18 protein-coding genes are annotated in these 19711 nt (G+C 65.7%); 5 read left to right on the plus strand and 13 right to left on the minus strand.

What is annotated here, in order from left to right:
• Positions 1–24: 24 nt before the first annotated feature.
• Entirely contained in the window at positions 25–1560 is a 1536-nt protein-coding gene (locus tag BGP02_RS06690) for a DegQ family serine endoprotease (protein ID WP_017231838.1), read from the minus strand.
• Positions 1561–1810: 250 nt separating this feature from the next.
• On the opposite strand from BGP02_RS06690, the gene BGP02_RS06695 reads away from it, so the two are divergent.
• Positions 1811–2212: a hypothetical protein gene (locus tag BGP02_RS06695; RefSeq protein WP_157211327.1), complete on the plus strand. Its 402-nt coding sequence runs from the start codon at positions 1811–1813 to the stop codon at positions 2210–2212.
• Positions 2213–2242: 30 nt separating this feature from the next.
• Here BGP02_RS06695 and BGP02_RS06700 read toward each other — a convergent pair whose 3' ends face one another.
• Positions 2243–3652 (minus strand): ATP-binding protein, encoded by a 1410-nt coding sequence (locus BGP02_RS06700; RefSeq protein ID WP_017231840.1) that lies wholly within the window; start codon positions 3650–3652, stop codon positions 2243–2245.
• Positions 3652–4359, minus strand: a complete 708-nt coding sequence (locus BGP02_RS06705; RefSeq protein WP_017231841.1) for a response regulator — start codon at positions 4357–4359, stop codon at positions 3652–3654. The genes BGP02_RS06700 and BGP02_RS06705 overlap by 1 nt, the downstream gene beginning before the upstream one ends.
• A gap of 394 nt (positions 4360–4753) precedes the next feature.
• Between BGP02_RS06705 and dacB the strand changes: the two genes are divergently transcribed.
• Together dacB and BGP02_RS06715 are read left to right on the plus strand one after the other, a co-directional pair.
• Positions 4754–6271 carry a D-alanyl-D-alanine carboxypeptidase/D-alanyl-D-alanine endopeptidase gene (gene dacB / locus BGP02_RS06710; RefSeq protein WP_261938146.1) on the plus strand — a complete coding sequence of 506 codons (1518 nt, stop codon included), beginning with the start codon at positions 4754–4756 and terminating at the stop codon, positions 6269–6271.
• Between the two features lie 176 nt (positions 6272–6447).
• Positions 6448–7386, plus strand: a complete 939-nt coding sequence (locus BGP02_RS06715; RefSeq protein ID WP_268566743.1) for a sterol desaturase family protein — start codon at positions 6448–6450, stop codon at positions 7384–7386.
• Between the two features lie 43 nt (positions 7387–7429).
• On the opposite strand, the gene BGP02_RS06720 is transcribed toward BGP02_RS06715, so the two are convergent.
• The 5 genes from BGP02_RS06720 to BGP02_RS06740 all read right to left on the minus strand — a co-directional run bounded on the left by BGP02_RS06720 (position 7430) and on the right by BGP02_RS06740 (position 12772).
• Entirely contained in the window at positions 7430–8491 is a 1062-nt protein-coding gene (locus tag BGP02_RS06720) for an L-threonylcarbamoyladenylate synthase (protein WP_017231844.1), read from the minus strand.
• Between the two features lie 3 nt (positions 8492–8494).
• Entirely contained in the window at positions 8495–9688 is a 1194-nt protein-coding gene (locus BGP02_RS06725; protein ID WP_026131576.1) for a 5-(carboxyamino)imidazole ribonucleotide synthase, read from the minus strand.
• A 41-nt stretch (positions 9689–9729) separates the two neighbouring features.
• Entirely contained in the window at positions 9730–10236 is a 507-nt protein-coding gene (gene purE / locus BGP02_RS06730) for a 5-(carboxyamino)imidazole ribonucleotide mutase (RefSeq protein ID WP_026131577.1), read from the minus strand.
• A gap of 16 nt (positions 10237–10252) precedes the next feature.
• A complete protein-coding gene (locus BGP02_RS06735; RefSeq protein WP_017231847.1) occupies positions 10253–11158 on the minus strand; it encodes a phosphoribosylaminoimidazolesuccinocarboxamide synthase in 906 nt (301 codons plus the stop codon).
• A gap of 144 nt (positions 11159–11302) precedes the next feature.
• Positions 11303–12772, minus strand: coding sequence for a hypothetical protein (locus tag BGP02_RS06740; protein WP_286798238.1), 1470 nt, complete (start codon positions 12770–12772; stop codon positions 11303–11305).
• 304 nt (positions 12773–13076) lie between these two features.
• Between BGP02_RS06740 and BGP02_RS06745 the strand changes: the two genes are divergently transcribed.
• Positions 13077–13682 (plus strand): hypothetical protein, encoded by a 606-nt coding sequence (locus BGP02_RS06745; RefSeq protein WP_286798239.1) that lies wholly within the window; start codon positions 13077–13079, stop codon positions 13680–13682.
• A gap of 101 nt (positions 13683–13783) precedes the next feature.
• Here the strand turns inward: BGP02_RS06745 and fba are convergent, their stop codons facing one another.
• The 5 genes from fba to BGP02_RS06770 form a co-directional block, all read right to left on the minus strand.
• A complete protein-coding gene (gene fba / locus BGP02_RS06750) occupies positions 13784–14848 on the minus strand; it encodes a class II fructose-bisphosphate aldolase (protein ID WP_026131529.1) in 1065 nt (354 codons plus the stop codon).
• Between the two features lie 122 nt (positions 14849–14970).
• Entirely contained in the window at positions 14971–16404 is a 1434-nt protein-coding gene (gene pyk / locus BGP02_RS06755; RefSeq protein ID WP_150563483.1) for a pyruvate kinase, read from the minus strand.
• Between the two features lie 233 nt (positions 16405–16637).
• Positions 16638–17843, minus strand: a complete 1206-nt coding sequence (locus BGP02_RS06760; protein WP_017231599.1) for a phosphoglycerate kinase — start codon at positions 17841–17843, stop codon at positions 16638–16640.
• Positions 17844–17929: 86 nt separating this feature from the next.
• Entirely contained in the window at positions 17930–18253 is a 324-nt protein-coding gene (locus tag BGP02_RS06765; protein ID WP_017231600.1) for an AzlD domain-containing protein, read from the minus strand.
• Positions 18250–19035: an AzlC family ABC transporter permease gene (locus tag BGP02_RS06770; RefSeq protein WP_017231601.1), complete on the minus strand. Its 786-nt coding sequence runs from the start codon at positions 19033–19035 to the stop codon at positions 18250–18252. The genes BGP02_RS06765 and BGP02_RS06770 overlap by 4 nt, the downstream gene beginning before the upstream one ends.
• Before the next feature lie 455 nt (positions 19036–19490).
• On the opposite strand from BGP02_RS06770, the gene BGP02_RS06775 reads away from it, so the two are divergent.
• Positions 19491–19688, plus strand: coding sequence for a zinc-finger domain-containing protein (locus BGP02_RS06775; RefSeq protein ID WP_010808463.1), 198 nt, complete (start codon positions 19491–19493; stop codon positions 19686–19688).
• Positions 19689–19711: the final 23 nt, after the last annotated feature.

A 19711-nucleotide genomic window follows, 5' to 3' on the forward strand; every position in this document is an offset into this window, starting at 1 on the left:
TCCCGCGAGTGCCTCGCCCGGCGCTTAGCCGAGATCGACCGGGATGAAAATCTGTTGCCCGTCGCGTTGTACGAGCAACGCGACATTATTGCCCGCTTTCTTGAGCTTATCGCTCAGTTGCGACGCACTCGTCACCGGAGTGCCGTTGAGCGACAGGATGATGTCGCCCGCCTGCACGCCCGCCTGCTCGGCCGGTCCGCCGACACGGGCCACCAGCAAACCGTGCGTCACCTGTGCCGCGCGCTTCTCGTCCGGCGAGAGGTCGCGTACCGCGAGTCCCAGCCGGCCATGCGTGGCCGAGTCGTCCGTGCTCGCGACGTCCTTCTTCTCGTTCAGCGCCGCCACCGTCACGCTTACGTCCTGCTTCGCACCATTGCGCCAGACGGTCAGCGTCGCCTTCTCGCCCGGACGCATATCGGCGATCTTCTCCGGCAACTGCACCGAGTCCTCGATGGTCGTGCCGTTGACCGCCAGAATCACGTCACCCGGCTTCAGGTCCGACTTCGCGGCCGGACCATTCTTGTCGATGGACGACACCAGCGCCCCCTCGGGCTTGGGCAAGCCGAACGACTTCGCCAGCGACTGGTTCACTTCCTGAATCGTTACGCCGATGCGGCCACGGCTCACCTTGCCAAACTGCTGGAGCTGCGCCTTGACCTTCATCGCCATGTCGATCGGAATCGCGAACGACAGCCCCTGGAAGCCGCCGGTACGCGAATAGATCATCGAGTTGATGCCAATGACTTCGCCGTTCAGGTTGAACAGCGGTCCGCCCGAGTTACCCGGGTTGACCGGCACGTCCGTCTGAATGAACGGCGTGTAGTTCTCATCCGGCAACGCACGCGCCTTTGCCGACACGATGCCCGCCGTCACCGTGTTGTCGAAGCCGTACGGCGACCCGATGGCCACCACCCACTCACCGGCTTTCGATTTCGACGGATCGCCGATTTTCACCGTCGGCAGATTCGTGGCGGCAATCTTGAGCAAAGCCACGTCGCTCGCCTTGTCGCTGCCCACGACCTTCGCCTTGAATTCACGCTTGTCGGTGAGCTTCACCGTGACCTGACTCGCATCGTCCACGACGTGCGCGTTGGTCAGGATGTAGCCGTCCGCGCTCACGATGAAGCCCGAACCGAGACTGCGCGTCGGTGCGCTGCCACCATCGCCACTGCCGTCGCCACCGTCGTTGCCCGGCGCGCCGTAAAAGTGACGGAAGAACTGGAACAGCGGATCGTTCTGATCCATGCCCGGCGGCATCGGCATCGCCGTGGCGCCGCCCCCCGCCGAAGGTTTCCCATCGTGCGTCACACTAATGTTGACTACGGCCGGTCCGTATTGTTCCGCCAGTTGCGAGAAGTCCGGCACGAGCATGCGTGGCGCGGTATTCGGGGTGTTCGGTGCATTGGCGGCTGGCGTCGCCGGGTTGGCCGCATTGGCGTCGGCGACCATCGCCGAGGCAAGCGGCGCCTGCCAGTGCTGACGTCCGGCAACATAGCCGCCCGTCAACGCGACGAGCACAGCGCTGGCAACCAGCGTACGAGTGAGCTTCGAGGTCCGCATGAGTCTCTCCTGACTGACACCACGTTTGACATGACTGTGATGGTAGAGAGGCTCCCTTAAGGCAACCTTAAGACGATCTGAAAAGTGACCCATCGGCTGCCAACGGGCATTGCACTGAGTGCTATGCGTTACGGCAGCAAGCGTTTGGAGGGACAACTCGCGTGGTTCGCCTTGCGCATGATGCGTTCCGCTGACTACGGTGGCGAAGTGGCGCGATCCCGCGCCGCGAGTCTTCGACTACAGGAGAATCATGATGTCTACGATCGACACGCCGCTTGATCGCCGGTCCGTACATGGCCGCGCCGCTCGCTGGATGGGATGCGCCGGAGCTACGTTGTGCCTCGCCTTCGCGGCATCGGTGCACGCCGCGCCCGGCGGCCATGGCGATGGGATGGGAACACAAGGCCCGGCCGATTCCATGCCGAACGCGATGCCGCTGCCGAGCCAAAACAGTGCCTGCACACCGGACGCGCCAGCCGATCAGGCCATCGTCGGCAAGTCGCTCAGCGAAGCCAAATCGATGCTACAGGGTTGCCCGTGGCGCATCGGCACGCAGGATGGCAGAGCCATGCCGACGACGCGCGACTACCGCCCGGATCGCCGCACGCTCACGATCGACAATGACAAGGTCACGAGCGTGACACGGGGGTGAGGGCCAGAGACATCGCGTGCGACAGACGTATCAAAGCGCAGGCGGCGGCGCCGATGTCGCGCCGCCGAAGCTCACGCGAACGCGAAGCCCCTGGCCGTTGGCGGCATCGAACAACTCGACGCGCGCGCCATGCGCCTGCGCGATGTTGCGCACAATCGCCAGCCCCAAGCCGCTGCCCTGCGCACGCGGGGTATCGGCATCGTCTTGCGTCGCGTCGCTCGCCGGCGTCGAATGGGCGGGCGCGGCCCCCTCCACCGATGCCGCACCGCCGCGGAAGAACCGGTCGAACACGCGCTCGCGCTCGGTGGGCGCAATGCCCGGCCCAGTGTCTTCGATTTCCACGACCGGTGCCGGCGTTGCCGCCACCAGCCGCACGTCGACATGACCGCCGCGCGGCGTGTATTTCAGCGCGTTGTCGACCAGATTGCCGAAGAGCGTGTGCAATGCGTTCGCATCGCCGTGCACGCGACTGACGGCCGCCAGTGCGTCGGGAGCGTCCAGCCCGAGATCGATCCCTCGCGCCACCGCCAATGCCGCATGATGTGCCACCACCTCACTCAGCAACGGAGCCAGCGGCACCTCGACGAATGCCGCGGCCGCACGCGCGGCGTCCGGCTCCTGTCGCGCGAGCGTGAGCAATTGGGCCACCATGTGCGAAGCGCGTCGCACGCCGTCGCGCAGATCCCGCATCGCCTCGGCCCGCTCCGCGTCGGTGTGGGCACGGTCAAGCAGTTGAACTTGCAGTTGCAGCGCGGCGAGCGGCGTGCGCAATTCGTGCGCGGCGTCGGCCACGAAGGCCTTTTGCTGTGCGAGCGACGCGCCGAGTCTGCCGAGCAGACTATTGAGCGCGCGCACGAGCGGACGCACCTCGTCGGGCAAGCCGACCTCGGGCAAGGCATCCAACGCCCCCGGCGCACGCGTGTCGAGCGCCTTCGTCACGCGACGCAGCGGCTGCAAGCCGCGCCCCACCACGATCCAGACGAGCAAGGCGAGCACCGGCATCGCAACCACCAGCGGCAACAGCGTGCGCACCGCCATCGAGACCGCGAGCGAATCGCGAATGACCATCGGCTGCGCGAGCTGCACAACGTTGTCGCCCACGAGCGCCGCATAGACGCGCCAGTCGCCTTCGGGCGTCTGCACGGTCGTGAAACCGAGTTCCGCGCGCGGCGGCAACGGCGTGCTCGGGTGCGAGTAGTACAACTCCACGCCATTGCGGCTCCAAATCTGGATGACGAGTCCGCCTGACTCGTTGTGTGCGCCCGGCACGCTCGAGAACGGCTCGGCCGGCAGCGACAGGGCCATTTGCTGCAACTGGAAATCGAACAGCGCGTTGGCCTCCGTGCGCGACTGGCGGAAGATGGCGATGCCCGCGAGCAGCAGCGCCACCGCGAGCGTGATCAGCAATCCGAAAAGGAGACGACGGCGAATCGAGCGCATCAGTTCGCCTCCGGTGCCGTCATGCCGGCGGCAGGCGGCGTCTCACCGGTTTGCGCGGGCATCATGTAACCGACGCCACGCACCGTACGAATGGCGTCCGCGCCCAGCTTCTTGCGCAGCCCGTGGATGTGAACTTCCACCGCGTTGCTCGCCACTTCTTCTCCCCAGCCATAAATGCGCTCTTCCAGTTGCGCCTTCGACAGCACCGCGCCCGGCCGATTGAGCAACGCTTCGAGCACTGCATACTCTCGTGCGGAGAGCCCCACCGGCGCGCCGCCGCACGTGACCTGACGCGTCGCGGGGTCGAGCACGATACCGCCATGACGCAGCAACGGCTCGCTGCGCCCCGCCTGACGTCGCACCAGCGCACGCAACCGCGCCGCCAGCTCGTCGAGATCGAACGGCTTGACAAGGTAATCGTCGGCGCCGGCGTCGAGTCCTTTCACTCGGTCGGCCACCGCATCGCGCGCCGTGGCGATGAGCACCGGCAACGTCTGGCCGCGCGCGCGCAACGTGCGCAGCACGTCGATACCGTCGCGGCGAGGCAAGCCCAGGTCGAGCAGCAGCGCGTCGTACGACTCGAGCGAGAGCACGTCGAGCGCACGCTGACCGTCGCCGACATGATCGACGGTCCAGCCGTCCTGGCGCAGTCCTTTCATGACGGCCGTAGCAATCATCGCATCGTCTTCCACCAACAAAATTCGCATGGCTTGAGCACCGGTTGAGACCCTCTCCGGGCGTGTCACTGGCGGCCGACGCAACGTTGTTTGCGCTTGCTTGATGTTGCCTTGACGTGACACTCGCCGGAATTCGACCCATTGTAGCGACAGTTCGTTGCATGACCGCCTTACAATGGCACGCATGGGCCGCGCATGGCAGACGCACGTCGCGGCCCCGCAACCCGCTTATCGCTTCGCCGCCGCGTCCGCATCGCCTTGCCTGTGCCCGTCGTGCATTCAGGCCGTACGGTTTCGCTGCGCGCAACACTGGAGACCCTCGCCCGTCATGCGCGTTCCTCGCCTGCTTCGCAGCGCCTCTCGCTCCCCCGACCTTTCGGGCTCACTGCGCAGCCCCCTTCACTCGCCGCCATCGGGCCGCGTCATGAGCAACGTCGCTCGCGCGTGTTGCGCGGCGCTGGCACTCGCGATGGTCGTGAGCAGCCCGGTCGAGGCGAAGCCGCTCAAGCACGCGAAGATGCCCAGGGTACCGGCAAGCGCCGCGCGCGCCACGCCGCTGCCGCCCGAATTGGCGCGCGCGCTCGCAGCCAGCAAGGTCCCCGCCGCCCATGTGAGCGTGATCGTCGCGAAGGTCGACAACCCGCTGCAAACGCGGGGCCGCATCGGGCCGCCGCTGCTTGCCGTCAATGCCAACGTGCCGCGCAACCCGGCCTCGACGATGAAGCTCGTCACGACGATTGCGGCGCTCGACACGCTCGGCCCCGACTATCGCTGGCGCACGCAAGCCTTCACCGACGGCACATCCGACGGCCGCACGCTCAACGGCAATCTGTATTTCAAGGGCTCGGGCGACCCGAAGCTCGTGCCCGAGGAGATGGAGAAGTTCGTCGCCGAGTTGCACCACGCCGGGGTGACGAACATCAACGGCGACATCGTGCTCGACCGCTCCGCCTACAGCGCAGACATCGGCGACACCGGTGCCATCGATGGCGGTGACGACCGGCCGTACAACGTCGCACCGGATCCCCTGCTGTACTCGTTCAAGGCGGTTTCGTTCAGCTTCACCGGCAATCCGAACGGCACCGTCGAGGTCGGCGTGCTGCCGCCGCTGGCGAACCTGCAAGTGGCAAACAACCTGTCGTCGACCGGCTCCGGCCACTGCGGCGACTGGCTCGCCCGCATTCACCCCACGCTGAACGCGATGGCCGACGGCAGTTACGTCGCGCACTTCTCGGGCACGTATCCGGCCTCGTGCGAGGACAAGGGCTGGAACGTGGCCGCCCCCGATCGCGATCAATTCTTCCTGGGAGGCTTCCGCGCGCTGTGGCAAGCCTCGGGCGGACAGTTCAACGGCAATGTGCGTACGGGCGTCGTGCCGCCGGGCGCTCACCTGCTCGTCACGCATCGCGGCCAAACGCTCGCCGAAGTCGTGCACGACATGAACAAGTTCAGCAATAACGTGATGGCCCGGCAACTGTTTCTGACGCTGGGTCTCGCCGCCGACAACAACCGCACGCCGGCCAGCCTGACGCGCTCGCGCGACGTATTGAACCGCTGGCTCGACAAAAATGATCTCGCCATGCCGGGGCTCGTGGTGGAGAACGGCTCGGGTCTGTCGCGCATCGAACGTATCAGCGCGACCGAGTTGGCCAGTCTGCTGCAACACGGCATCAACAGTCCGACCGCCCAGGTGCTCATCGAATCGATGCCGACGGTCGGCGTCGACGGCACCATGCGCAATCGGCTGATGAATCGCGACGTCGCCGGCAACGCGCACATCAAGACCGGCACGCTCGACGATGTGGGGGCCGTGGCCGGCTATGTCGGCTCGCGCTCCGGCAACATCTACGTGGTGGTCTCGCTCGTGAACGATCCGCGGGCGAGCCAGGCCCGCGGGTTCAACGACGCGCTCATTTCGTGGGTGTATGAGAACGCGCCTTGATGGGGAAGCGGCGCACCGTCTGAAAAGGCGACTCGCCTGAGCACATTTGACGTTTCCCTCTAACCGCCGCGCTGTCGCGTGCCATTCGCGTCAGAATAGACGTTCCATCGGTGCCACCGTCGCCAAGACGCCGGGGCACCGGTTCCGATGACCCCATCGTGAGGAGACGCGAGGTCATGAACGTCGAGTTGATCCTGCTGGCGCTCGCGCCGGTGTTCGTGCTGTGCATCGGCATCGAAGCCTGGTACTGGCGGCGCCGCCGCCCCGGCATGTACAGCCTGAAGGACACGGTCAGCAACGCCACGCTCGCGCTCATGCACCAGGGCGCGGACAAACTGGCCTGGCTGCTCATCGTGCCGTTTTACGCGTGGCTCTACGACCATCACCGCCTCTATACGATGCCGGGCGGATGGCTCGGCTTCGCGCTGCTCTTCGTCGTGCAGGACTTTCTCTACTACGTGTTTCATCGCGCCAGTCACCGAATCCGCTGGCTGTGGGCGGCACATGTCGTGCACCACTCGTCGGAGCGGCTCAACCTGTCGACGGCCTTTCGGCAAAGCCTGATGTATCCGGTCGCGGGCATGTGGCTGTTCTGGACGCCGATGGCGCTTATCGGCTTCACACCGATACAGATCGTCGGCGTGGTCCTGCTCAACCTCGCGTTCCAGTTCTTCGTACACACCCAGGCGATTCCGAAACTGGGCTGGCTGGAATACGTGCTGAATACGCCGTCGATTCACCGTGCCCATCACGCGCGCAATCCGCGCTATATCGATCGCAACTATGCCGGGGTACTGGTCGTCTGGGATCGGATGTTCGGGTCTTACGTGGAAGAAAGCGAGGCCGAGCCGTGCGAATTCGGCATCGTCGATCCGATCCGCACGCACAATCCGATCACGCTGACATTTCACGAATGGCAGGCGATGGCGCGCGACGCGCTCACGATGCCGGGTTGGCGCAACAAGGCAATGGCGCTGTTCGGGCCGCCCGAGTGGCGACGCGCGTGGCAGGCGGCACAAGTCGCGGCAGGACAGACGGTCACGCCATCGGCCGGCGGATTATCGGGAAATATGGGAAATGTTGGGGACGTTGGGGCGTCGCGCCACACGCCTTGATCGTTGACGAGGCGCGATCGCCTCGCCAGCCCGCCACTGCGCGTTATGCGCGCTCGAATGCCGCTGCTGCGCGGCCCAGGCGGTCACCGACCGCCGCCCATGCCGGGGTGTCCGGCAGACGCTCGAACAGGATATGCGTGACATTGGCGCGGTCGAGCCGGCGCAGCATCGCGTAAAGGTCGGTCGCGAGCGCGGCGGGCGTGGCCGGTAGCACGACCTTCACGATATCGGCCGACGCCGACGCGTCGGCGGGCAGCTTGGCAAGCGTTGATGCGAAGGCCGCCACCGCCACGCGCTCGCCCCCGGGACGCATCGCCAGCGCGGGCGCGAATTGATCGGCATCGCACAGGTACAACGGTGTGCGCGGTGCGTAATGCGCCTTGAGCGTGCCCGAGGCCCGCGGCGCGTCGGTGTCCTGCCCTGGCAGACGCGGCATCTCGCCGAGCACCTCGGCAATCTGCTCGGGCGTGATATGTCCGGGGCGCAGCAACGCGGGGAAGCCGCGCGACAGATCCACGATCGTCGACTCGATCCCCACGGCGGCCTCGCCGCCGTCGAGCACGTGGATGGTCACGCCCGGCAGTCCGGCGAACTCATCGCGCACGTGCTGCGCCGCCGTCGGACTGACTTGTCCGAAACGATTGGCCGAAGGGGCAGCCACACCGCCTTGTCCCCCGCTTCCGCCCTTGATCCGGGCAAACTCGCGCAGCAGTGCCTGCGCCACGGGATGCGACGGGCAACGCAGCCCCACCGAATCCTGCCCGCCGGAGACGGCATCGGGGATATGCGGCGCGCGCTTGAGAATCAATGTGAGCGGGCCGGGCCAGAAGGCATCCATCAGCTTGCGGGCGGCCGGCGTGACATCGTCGCTCCAGTAGCCGGGGTCCCCCTCTGGGGCGATGTGCACGATGACCGGATGATTCGCCGGGCGGCCTTTCGCGGCATAGATGGCCGCGATGGCCGTCGGGTTCTCCGCGTCGCCGCCAAGACCGTAGACCGTTTCCGTTGGGAACGCGACCAGCTCACCGGCCGCCAGTTGCTCGGCGGCCTTCGTGATCGCGTCTGCGGGTGGCATGACGATGTGCGGCGCTTGAGGCGACGTCATCGCTCAGTCTTCCAGCGGGATGTCGAGGCTTGCCGCCGCCGTCACGCACGCTTTGCGCGCTTCGTCCAGCGACGCGCCGGCAAACGTGATGTGGCCCATCTTGCGACCGACACGGGCGTCTTCCTTGCCATACAGATGCAGGCGTGCCGAGGGCAGCGCCACCACGTCCGCCCACGCGGGCGGGCGCGGCCGATCCTTGGCCTCGCCTTCGAACCAGACGTCGCCAAGCACGTTGAGCATCACTGCGGGCGAGTGCTGACGCGTCTCGCCGAGCGGCAGCCCGGCCATCGCACGCACCTGCTGCTCGAACTGGCTGGCCGCACAGGCGTCGATTGTGTAATGACCGCTGTTGTGCGGACGCGGCGCCATTTCGTTGGCGACGAGCGAGCCGTCCTTGAGAATGAAGAACTCGACGCACAGCACGCCGACGTAATCCATTTGCGCCGCGATCCTGGCGGCCGCGGCGCGTGCGGCATCGGCCAGCGCCGGCGCGGCGTCGGGCGCAGGCACCGTCGTGGTCGCGAGAATGCCGTCGATGTGCACGTTCTGGGCGAGCGGATAGGTCGCGACCGCGCCGTCCGCACCACGGGCGCTTAGCACCGACACCTCGAAGGCCAGCGCGAGTCGCTTCTCCAGCACGCAGGGCACGCCGCCGAGCGCCGTATAAGCGTCGCGGGCCTCGGCAACCGTACTCACGCGCACCTGGCCCTTGCCGTCATAGCCCAGACGCGCCGTCTTCAAAATGCCCGGCAGCACACGTTCGATGGCCGCATCGCCGATGGCCGCGAGCGCCTCGTTCGATTCGATGACCAGATGCGGGGCCACGGGCACGCCGCAGCTTTCGATGAAGCGCTTTTCCGCCACCCGGTCCTGCGCGATCGCGACACAGCGCCCGGCGGGGCTCACGGTCGTGGACGCGGCGAGGAAGTCGAGCGACTGCGCCGGCACGTTTTCGAACTCGGTCGACACGGCCGGGCACAGCGACGCCAGTTCGGCGAGCGCCGTCTCATCGCGATAATCGGCCACGATCAGGCGATCGGCCACGGCACCGGCGGGACAGCGCGGGTCCGGGTCCAGCACGCAGACCTTGTAGCCCATCGACTGGGCGGCAAAACAGAACATGCGGCCGAGTTGGCCACCGCCCAGCATACCCAGCCATTGGCCGGGAAGAACGGGCGCAGCAGAGGCAGAATTCATCTTGGTTGAGGCGCTGACAGTCGCAGGGACGTGTTGTTCTTTTACAGCGCGGGCAGGGTCATGCCGCGCGCCACTTCGGTCTGCTTCGCACGGAACGCGTCGAGCTTGCCGGCGAGCGTCTTGTCGTCGGCCGCCAACATCGCAACCGCAAACAATGCCGCGTTGGCCGCGCCCGCCTCACCAATGGCGAACGTGGCGACGGGCACGCCCTTGGGCATCTGCACGATCGAGAGCAGCGAATCTTCGCCGCGCAGATACTTGCTCGGCACCGGCACACCCAGCACCGGCACGGACGTCTTGGCAGCGATCATGCCCGGAAGATGCGCGGCACCGCCCGCGCCCGCGATGATCGCGACGAGTCCGCGCTCGCGCGCGGCTTCGGCGTAGCGGAACATGTCGTCCGGCATACGGTGCGCGGAGACGACCTGTGCCTCATAGGGCACACCGAACTCGGCCAGCACGGCGGCCGCGTTCTTCATCACTTCCCAGTCCGAGTTGGACCCCATTACCACGCCAACGCGCGGGGCCACGGTTTGTTTCTCGCTCATGTCGTCAACGTCCCGCTCAGGCCAGTTGCTGGCCGGTCAGGCGCTCGAGCGCCTCGCGGTATTTGGCGGCCGTTTTCTCGACCACTTCGTCGGGCAGCTTCGGGGCGGGCGGGGTCTTGCCCCACGTCTGCGTCTCGAGCCAGTCGCGCACGAATTGCTTGTCGAACGACGGCGGGTTGCTGCCCACGACGTAGGAATCGGCCGGCCAGAAGCGCGACGAATCGGCCGTCAGCGCTTCGTCCATCAAGTGCAGCTTGCCCTCGTCGTCCAGACCGAATTCGAACTTCGTGTCGGCGATGATGATGCCGCGCGTGGCCGCATAGGCCGCCGCTTCCTTGTACAGACGAATCGAGATCTCGCGAATCTGCTCGGCCAGTTCACGACCGATACGACTCACCATCTCGTCGAAGCTGATGTTCTCGTCGTGCTCGCCCAGCTCGGCCTTGGCCGCCGGGGTGAAGATCGGCTCGGGCAGTTGCTGCGCATTTTGCAGACCGGCGGGCAGCGTTACGCCGCACACTGCGCCCGTTGCCTGATAGTCCTTCCAGCCACTGCCGGCCAGATAGCCGCGCACCACCGCTTCCACGAGGATCGGCTTGAGGCGCTTGACCACGACCGCACGGCCGGCGACCTGAGCGGCTTCGTCGCTTGAAACGACCGACTCCGGCGCCACGCCCGTCAGGTGATTCGGCACGACATGCGCGAGCTTGTCGAACCAGAAGTTGGCCATCTGGTTGAGCACGCGGCCCTTGCCCGGAATCGGCTCGCCCATGATCACGTCGAACGCCGAGAGGCGGTCCGTCGTCACGATCAGCAGCTTGTCGTCGCCGACGGCGTAGTTGTCGCGCACTTTGCCGCGCGAGAGCAGCGGCAGGCTCTTGAGGGAGGATTCGTACAGGGCGTTCGGAGCGGGGGTAGTCACGGCGGGACCCGATATCAGGAAGGGCAAAGGCGTAATTATACGCGCGTCGGGCGGCGTTTCACGAAGATGTGGGTCCGGCGTGGCGCCGGGCCCCTTCACCCTCGCTTCAATGCCCCGCGCCGGCTCCCCCCGACGCGCTCCTCCTTACCCCTGCGGGTGGCGGAACCGAAGTTCCAGCCGCGCTTTTTCCGCCTCATGGATCAGCAACGCGACCACCGGCACCCGCGAGATCGGGTTCGTCAAATAGCCGTCTTGACGCAGGCATGCCCGATACCAGCCGGCCACCGACGAGGCTTCGTAATACTTGTTGTCGCACGTCAGCCCGTAATCGTCGAACGACACCAGGCGCACGGCGTCCGGGCTGTCCGGGTCGATATCGTCTTGAGAGATCCGGTCGATGTGCCCGTCGACATAGCTAGGGCTCAGGAATCGCACACCGCTCAGGGCATGGATTTCGTCTCGCAGCCAGAGCAGCGCCGTGCCGGCCGGCAAGCCGCCCGAGGCAAGCAGCGGGACGACGCGGTCGAAGTTCGCTTCCAGAATATCGGCTGCACGGCGACGCCCGGCGTCGGTCTGCCAGTCGATGGTCGCACCGCGCGCGGCGGTCAGTTCCGGCAGTCGCTGCCGAAGCAGATGCACTTTGCGCTCCCAGCGCGGCTCCCCTCGCCCCGGGCTGCGCAGCATATCGAGCAATCGGGCAAATTCCGCCATGAGATCGAAGCTGCGCGAGGCGACGTTTATATGATGGTCGCTCGCCTCCGAACGCTGCGCGATCACTTGTGCGGCCAGATTGTTACGCACGTGCGCGTCTCCGCACCGGAGTTGCAACGCCGCGCTGGCCGCCACGGCGCTTGGACGCGCAATGCCACGCTCCGAGCACACGAGCGCGATCTTGCCTGGGTTCTCTCGCATGAACGTTGCCACGCCCCGACCGGCACGCCATAGCACCTCGCGGGGAATCTGTGCGTCGAATCGCTCCATGCCCGTGAACTCCATGAACTGCACATGCGACAGTCCGCCGTCGAGGCCGACGGGCGACGCTTGCGGCGCAGCAGACCCGCGTGCGCCTCGCGCGCCGTGCATCACGCTCAGGATGTATCCGTCGATCGGGCGCTCGTGGTAACCCGGGGCACTCGTCGTGTCGATCGGCGCGTCACGAAGCTGCATGGCGCCCGGCTCGACGCAGAAGATCGCGCCGATCTGCGGATGGGTCTTGAGCATGCGGGTGAGCACCGAGGCCTCTGCCGGCGTCGCGGTCGGACCCACGATGAATTGATGCCCGCCCAATTCGATCAGGCCGAAGCGCGTACATTTGCCGTCCACACGGATGAGCGTCGACGTATTCACGCCATAGGCCTCGACCCACGGGTCCGCCCCTTCCCCGCTCGCCCACTCGGGCGCCGGGTCATCCGCCTCCCAGAGCGCGATCGGCGCGGGCGTGTCAACCGTTGGCGTCAGGCGAGCCTGCCAGTCGGCGGCCATCGATCGCATGGATGTCGTGCGCACCGACGGCCCGGGTACCGGATCAGGTGTGGCGGCATGGACCTCGCCGGTCACATCGGCGCCGCGTTGCGGCGCGCGCGAGGACGCTGCCCGATTCGCGGCGGAGGTCATCGTCCTCGCCATGGACGAACGCCGCGACGGCGGCCGAGACGCCTCCTCGGAACTGGATAGCCCCAGGCACCAGGCGACGGTCTTGGGAAGGCGATTCAATGGCATCGATATCTCCGGCTGGCCCATCATTGGCATGGGCGGATTGGCGGGGGGCACCGGAGACTGCCACGCGATGTCACACCGGACTTCAGGAATCGGCGTATCGCTGTCGTTTTGCACCGTCGCAATGCGGGCGCCTTCCCCGCCTGCCTGCGCGCCGGATGTTGCCTAGAATGAAAGCGTTCACCTGAACCAAGGCGCTGCCATGACGATCACATCGACACCCGGAGTTGTCTGGCCAACCCGTGCAGGGCAATGCGTCGCAACCCTCGCCGCCGTGCTGGCGCTGGCGAGCCTGCCCGTGCGGGCGCAGACGGCGGCGCCGCACGCGGCCGCGCCGCCGTCTGCCGGGGCCCATGCGCACGCGCCCGCCCATCGGGCCAGTGGGGCGCGCGCGGCATCCGGAACGTCGAGCACGACGGCCACCGCCGACACCACCGAGCGGCCCACGCTACCCAGGCTGGTGGCGATCGCCACGCCGGAAAACGACGACGGCATTGCGCGTTTCGCCCTGTTTGCCGCGCGCGATATCGAACAGTTGGGTTTGCAGTTCCCGGCGCAAGACGGCGTCGCCCCCGCCGATATCGAGGTCGTCGTCACGATGAGCCTGCGCGACAGCGCCACCGCACGGATGCGTGATTTCTCGCGTCAGCATATGAACGAACCGATGACGCTGATCGTCGACGGCGTGGAAATGCTGACCGCCACGATCCGCTCGGAGTTGGGCGGCAAGTTTCAATTGCAGATGCCAAAAGAAAAAGCCCGGCTTCTGTTCCAGCGTGTGCTGGCCAAAGCCGGGCCTGCGACCTGAGCGTCGTGTGCCTTCGAGCGGATTGCCTCGTCGGCGCCACGCCGCCCCGGCCGGGCAGCAAGCCATGCGGGAGAACCCCGGCATGGCCGTGATACAGGTGCTTACTTCACGATCTGCGAGAGATCGCCGCTCTTGTACTTCTCGGCCATCTTCTCGAGCGCGACCGGCTTGATCTTGCCGGCCTGACCTTCGCAACCGAACGACAGATAGCGCGCCTTGCACACCAGCTTGGCGGCTTCGCGAGCCGGCTTGAGGTAGTCGCGCGGGTCGAACTTGCTCGGGTTTTCGAACAGATAGCGACGGATCGCGCCGGTCATCGCCAAACGGATGTCGGTATCGATGTTGATCTTGCGCACACCGTGCTTGATGCCTTCGACGATCTCTTCGACCGGCACGCCGTACGTTTCCTTCATGTCGCCGCCGAATTCACGGATCTCGGCGAGCAGTTCCTGCGGCACCGACGACGAGCCGTGCATCACGAGGTGGGTGTTCGGAATGCGGCGGTGGATTTCCTTGATGCGGTCGATGGCGAGAATGTCGCCCGTCGGCTTGCGACTGAACTTGTAGGCGCCGTGCGAGGTGCCGATGGCGATGGCCAACGCGTCGCATTGCGTCTGGTTCACGAAGTCGGCGGCCTGATCGGGGTCGGTCAGCAGTTGCTCGCGGGTCATCGTGCCGTCGGCGCCGTGGCCGTCTTCCTTGTCGCCCTTCATCGTTTCGAGCGAACCCAGCACGCCCAGCTCGGCTTCCACCGTCACGCCGATGTAGTGCGAGAACTCGACCACCTTCTTCGACACTTCGACGTTGTACTCGTAGCTGGCAACCGATTTGCCGTCGGCTTCGAGCGAGCCGTCCATCATCACGCTCGAGAAGCCGCTCTTGATCGCGGCCATACACACGGCCGGCGACTGGCCGTGATCCTGGTGCATCACCACCGGGATGTGCGGATACGCTTCCACGGCGGCCGAGATCAGGTGACGCAGGAACGCTTCGCCGGCGTACTTGCGAGCACCGGCGGAGGCCTGCATGATGACCGGCGCACCGACTTCGTCGGCGGCGGCCATGATGGCGGAAACCTGCTCCAGATTGTTGACGTTGAAGGCCGGCAGACCGTAGCCGTTTTCGGCGGCATGGTCGAGCAGCTGTCGCATAGAGACTAGGGGCATGATGTTCTCCTTGGAATCACAAAACTAAGCAAATCTTTCCTCGATCCAGAAGTGCCCCTCATGACGACGGCTCGCGGGCGGCGTGGCGTTTGCGCCTTGCCGCACTCGCGCGGCCCCCTTCGTCATGCTTGGCCCACCTGGACGATTTTCAACGTATTGGTACCACCGGGTTGTCCCATCGGCTCGCCCACGGTCAACACGATCGTGTCGCCGCGCTTGACCACGCCGCGCGAGAGCAGCAGTTGCTCGGCCTGCTTGAGCGCGTGATCGCGGTCGAGCGTGGCGTCGGCACGCATCGCGTAGACGTTGCGGTACAGCGCCAGCTTGCGATGGCTGCCGAGCTGTGACGTCAGCGCAAAAATCGGCACATGGATCTTGTGGCGAGACAGCCACAACGCGGTCGCGCCCGATTCGGTGAGCGCCACGATGGCTTTCGCGCCAAGATGATACGCGGTAAACAAGGCGCCGGCCGCAATCGTTTGGTCGATGCGCGTAAAAGTCTGATCGAGCCAGTCGCGATCGAGTTCCACCATCTCCGAGCGCTCGGCTTCGACGCAGATCGCCGCCATCGTCTCGATGGTTTCGACCGGATACTTGCCCGCGGCGCTCTCGGCCGAGAGCATCACGGCGTCGGTACCATCGAGCACGGCGTTGGCGACGTCCGAGACTTCGGCGCGGGTCGGCACCGGGTTGTGGATCATCGACTCCATCATCTGCGTGGCCGTGATGGTGGTCTTGTTCATCTCGCGCGCAAGCTTGATCATGCGCTTCTGCAGCCCCGGCACCGCGGCGTTGCCCACTTCGATGGCCAGATCGCCCCGTGCAACCATGATGCAGTCCGACGCCGCCAGAATCTCTTCGAGCGCCGGAATGGCTTCTGCGCGCTCGATCTTGGCGATCATCAGCGGCTTGATGCCGTAAGGCTCGCCGGCCACGTTGGCCAGACGGCGCGCCATTTCCATGTCGGTGGCGTTCTTCGGGAAGGAGACCGCGACATAATCGGCGCCCAGCGCCATCGCGGTCTTGATGTCTTCCATGTCCTTGGCCGTGAGCGCCGGTGCCGTCAGCCCACCGCCCTGGCGGTTGATACCCTTGTTGTTCGACAGATCGCCACCGACCTTCACGGTCGTATGGATCTCGCTGCCGAGCACGCGATCGACGATCAGCACGATCAGGCCGTCGTTGAGCAGCAGCACGTCGCCCGTGCGCACGTCGCGTGGCAGTTCCTTGTAGTCGAGCCCGACGCGCTCTTCGTTACCGACTTCGCAGGCGGCGTCCAGGATGAACTTCGCGCCCGCCTCGAGCGTGGCCTTGCCGTTCTCGAACTTGCCGACGCGAATCTTCGGACCCTGGAGGTCGGCCATGATGGCCACTTCGCGGCCAGCCGCCTTGGCGGCCGCGCGCACCATCTCGGCGCGCTCGATGTGGTCCTGCGCCTTGCCGTGCGAGAAATTCAGGCGAACGACATCGACGCCGGCGGCGATCATGCGCGAGAGCACTTCCGGCGTGCTCGATGCCGGACCGATGGTGGCGACGATCTTGGTGGAGCGGTTCATTACATCCATCTCTTCATCCTCTTTGGGTAACAGCGCATTCGACATGTCTGGCGCTTAGCGATTTGTAGCGCATTTAGGCCGCCACAGGTTAACCAAAAAGTTCGTATTGTCCGTACGAAATCGTTTGATTCGATCTTAGATGTTCGCAATAAACCGATCGAAACCGCCCCATTCGTGCCCGCCTTCGACCGGAAAACCGGCCTGCGAGCCCCGCTCCACCTGGCGCCGCGCGATCAGTTGAGCTCGCTGGCGCGTTGTTGCAGCACGTCGACGGCCGGCAGTGTCTTGCCTTCGAGGAATTCGAGGAACGCGCCGCCACCGGTCGAAATATAGCTGACCTGGTCGGCAATACCGTACTTGGCGATGGCGGCGAGCGTATCGCCGCCCCCGGCGATCGAGAAGCCCTTGGCGGCCGCAATCGCGCGCGCCAGCGTCTCGGTGCCGTGCCCGAACTGATCGAATTCGAACACGCCCACCGGGCCGTTCCACACGATCGTGCCCGCGCCCGCCAGTTGCTCGGCCAGCTTGGCAGCCGTTTGCGGACCGATGTCGAGAATCATGTCGTCGGCGGCCACATCGCTGGCGGCCTTCACCGTCGCCTCAGCCGTCGCGCTGAATTCCTTGGCGCATACGACGTCCGTCGGGATCGGCACCGAGGCCCCACGCGCGGCCATCGCGTCGATGATCGAACGGGCCTGCCCGACCAGATCGGCTTCGGCGAGCGACTTGCCGATCGGCAGGCCGGCGGCCAGCATGAACGTGTTGGCAATGCCGCCGCCCACGATCAGATGGTCGACCTTGTCAGCGAGCGACTGCAGAATGGTGAGCTTGGTCGAGACCTTGGAGCCGGCTACGATGGCCACGAGCGGGCGAGCCGGGGCGTTCAGCGCCTTGCCGAGCGCTTCGAGTTCGGCGGCGAGCAGCGGGCCAGCACAGGCGACCGGCGCATACTTGGCGATGCCGTGCGTCGTGGCTTCGGCGCGGTGGGCGGTGCCGAACGCGTCGTTCACGTACACGTCGCACAGCGCGGCCATCTTTCGCGCCAGTTCGTCGTTGTCCTTCTTCTCGCCCTTGTTGACGCGGCAGTTCTCCAGCAGCACGACCGTGCCCGGCGCCACCTCAAAACCGCCGTCGACCCAGTTGGCGATCAGCTTCACCTCGCGGCCCAGCAGTTCGGACAGGCGTTGCGCAACCGGTGCCAGTGAGTCGGCGGGCTTGAATTCGCCTTCCGTCGGACGGCCCAGATGCGACGTGACCATGACGGCCGCACCGGCGTCGAGCGCCATCTGGATGGCCGGCACCGAGGCGCGGATACGCGTGTCTTCCGTGATGCGGCCCGCATCGTCTTGCGGCACGTTCATATCGGCGCGGATGAAGACACGTTTGCCTGCCAGGCGACCCTGGGCGATCAAATCGGAAAGACGTACGACGGAAGCCATGAGAATCCGGAATAAATGGTGGAAAAAACATGCATTTTAACTGATCCGCCCGTCCAGATGCCCATTTTGGCCGACGAGGGTTCCGCCTACAGGAACAGACGGCAGAGCGTGTAGACGGCCATGCCGACGACAATCATCTCGATCATGTTGCGTCGCCAGACGAACCAGCCGGTGGCGGCCACGGCCGCGGCCAGCTTGGGATTGTGCAGATGCAGCGAGAACTGGTGATCGAGCAGCAGCACCTCGGGCACCACGATGACGGCGAGCGCCGCCGCCGGGGCGTAGCGCAGCGCGCGTTGCAAGCGCTGCGGCAGCGTCACGCGGTCTCCCGCGAGCAGGAAGAACGTGCGCGTGACGATGGTAATGGCCGTCATCGCCACGAAGGAGAGCCAGATTTCGACCGTACTCATGAGCGACGCTCTCCCGAACGACTGGGCTGGGCGCCGTCGCGCGCGGCCGCGGGGGGATTCGCCAACGCGAGCCGCTTCGCCTGACGCGCCGAAAGTTCGTCGCAAACCATGCCGGCGGCGAGCGCGCCGACCACCCCGAGCACGAGATTGAGCCGATACGGCAAATCGAAGGCGAGCAGGCCGAGGACCGATGCCAGCGTGACCGCCAGCATCGTCGAGCGACTGGTGATCGTGTGAACCATCATCGGAATGAGGGCGAGCGTGCCCGCGAAGGCGAGGCCCCAGCTATCCGGCACGAGCGCGCCGAGCAGGATGCCGAGAATCGACGACACGTGCCAGACCGCCCAATTGCTGAGCGTGATGCCGTAGTAGGTCCCCTCCTTGCCCGGGACATAGCCGCTCGCGAACTTCTGGTTCATGAACATCACGAATCCGAGGTCGCCATTGACATAGCCGAGCACGATGCGCCGCGGCAGCGACAAATAAGAGAAATGCGGCTGGAGCGCGGCGCTGAAGATCACAAAGCGCAGATTGACGATGCCGACCGTGAGCAGAATCGTCCACAAGGGCATGCCGGCGGCGAACAGCGGCAACGAGGCCAACTGGGCCGATCCGGCATAGAGCATCAGGCTCATGCCGATGGCCTGGGGCACCGTCAGTATCGATTTGCCCATGGCGACCCCGGTCACGAGTCCCCACGAGAAGATGGCTGGCAACAGCGGCGAAATAATGCGGAAACCGGCCCTGAACCCGTCACGTTCAGCGGCTGGCAGACGAAGCATTGGCATGGTCGGCTTGGGGGGCGAGCACCGAGCCGTTCGGCGCAGTGTCTGGCATTGCGGGGCAAAGCGGTCCCGACGGCGCCCGGCACGCCCATGATGACCGCTGGCGGTCACAGCGCCCGCCAGGGTTGCCGGAGTGTCTCCTGAATATCGTCATCGTTGGCGGCGAGCGTCCGGTCATTATAGCCAGGGTAAATATTCACTTACCACGTCGAAAGCGCATATCCGGGCGTTTTTGCGAGGGCAACGGACGAGGTGTCGCGTACGCGCCACGCGGGACTTCGACGGTGACAGGAACTGGCAAGCGTCGCGGCTGCGGGCGCTGCGAGCCATCCGCAAAGGGCCGTGGCTGCTTTACAATAGCGACTTTTGGTAAGCGTGCGGGCGACGGCTTCGTCCTTTGCACCGGCCATGCAATCCCCAATCGTCCGAATACCCATCACGGTCCGAACCCCATGAGCGAAGTCAAACAAATGCCGGTCGTCGAAGTCGGCGCCGAAGATCTGCCGGTCCATTGCCCGAATCCGAAGATGGAAGCCTGGAGCGCCCATCCGCGCGTGTTCATCGATGTGACGCATGGCGAAGCGGCCTGTCCGTACTGCGGCACGCGTTATCGCGTGAAGGCCGGGGTCGTGCTCAAGGGTCACCACTGAGCCGGCTGCCGTTGCTCCAACCG

This window comes from Pandoraea sp. 64-18 (assembly GCF_001899225.1).
Lineage (GTDB): Bacteria > Pseudomonadota > Gammaproteobacteria > Burkholderiales > Burkholderiaceae > Pandoraea > Pandoraea cepalis.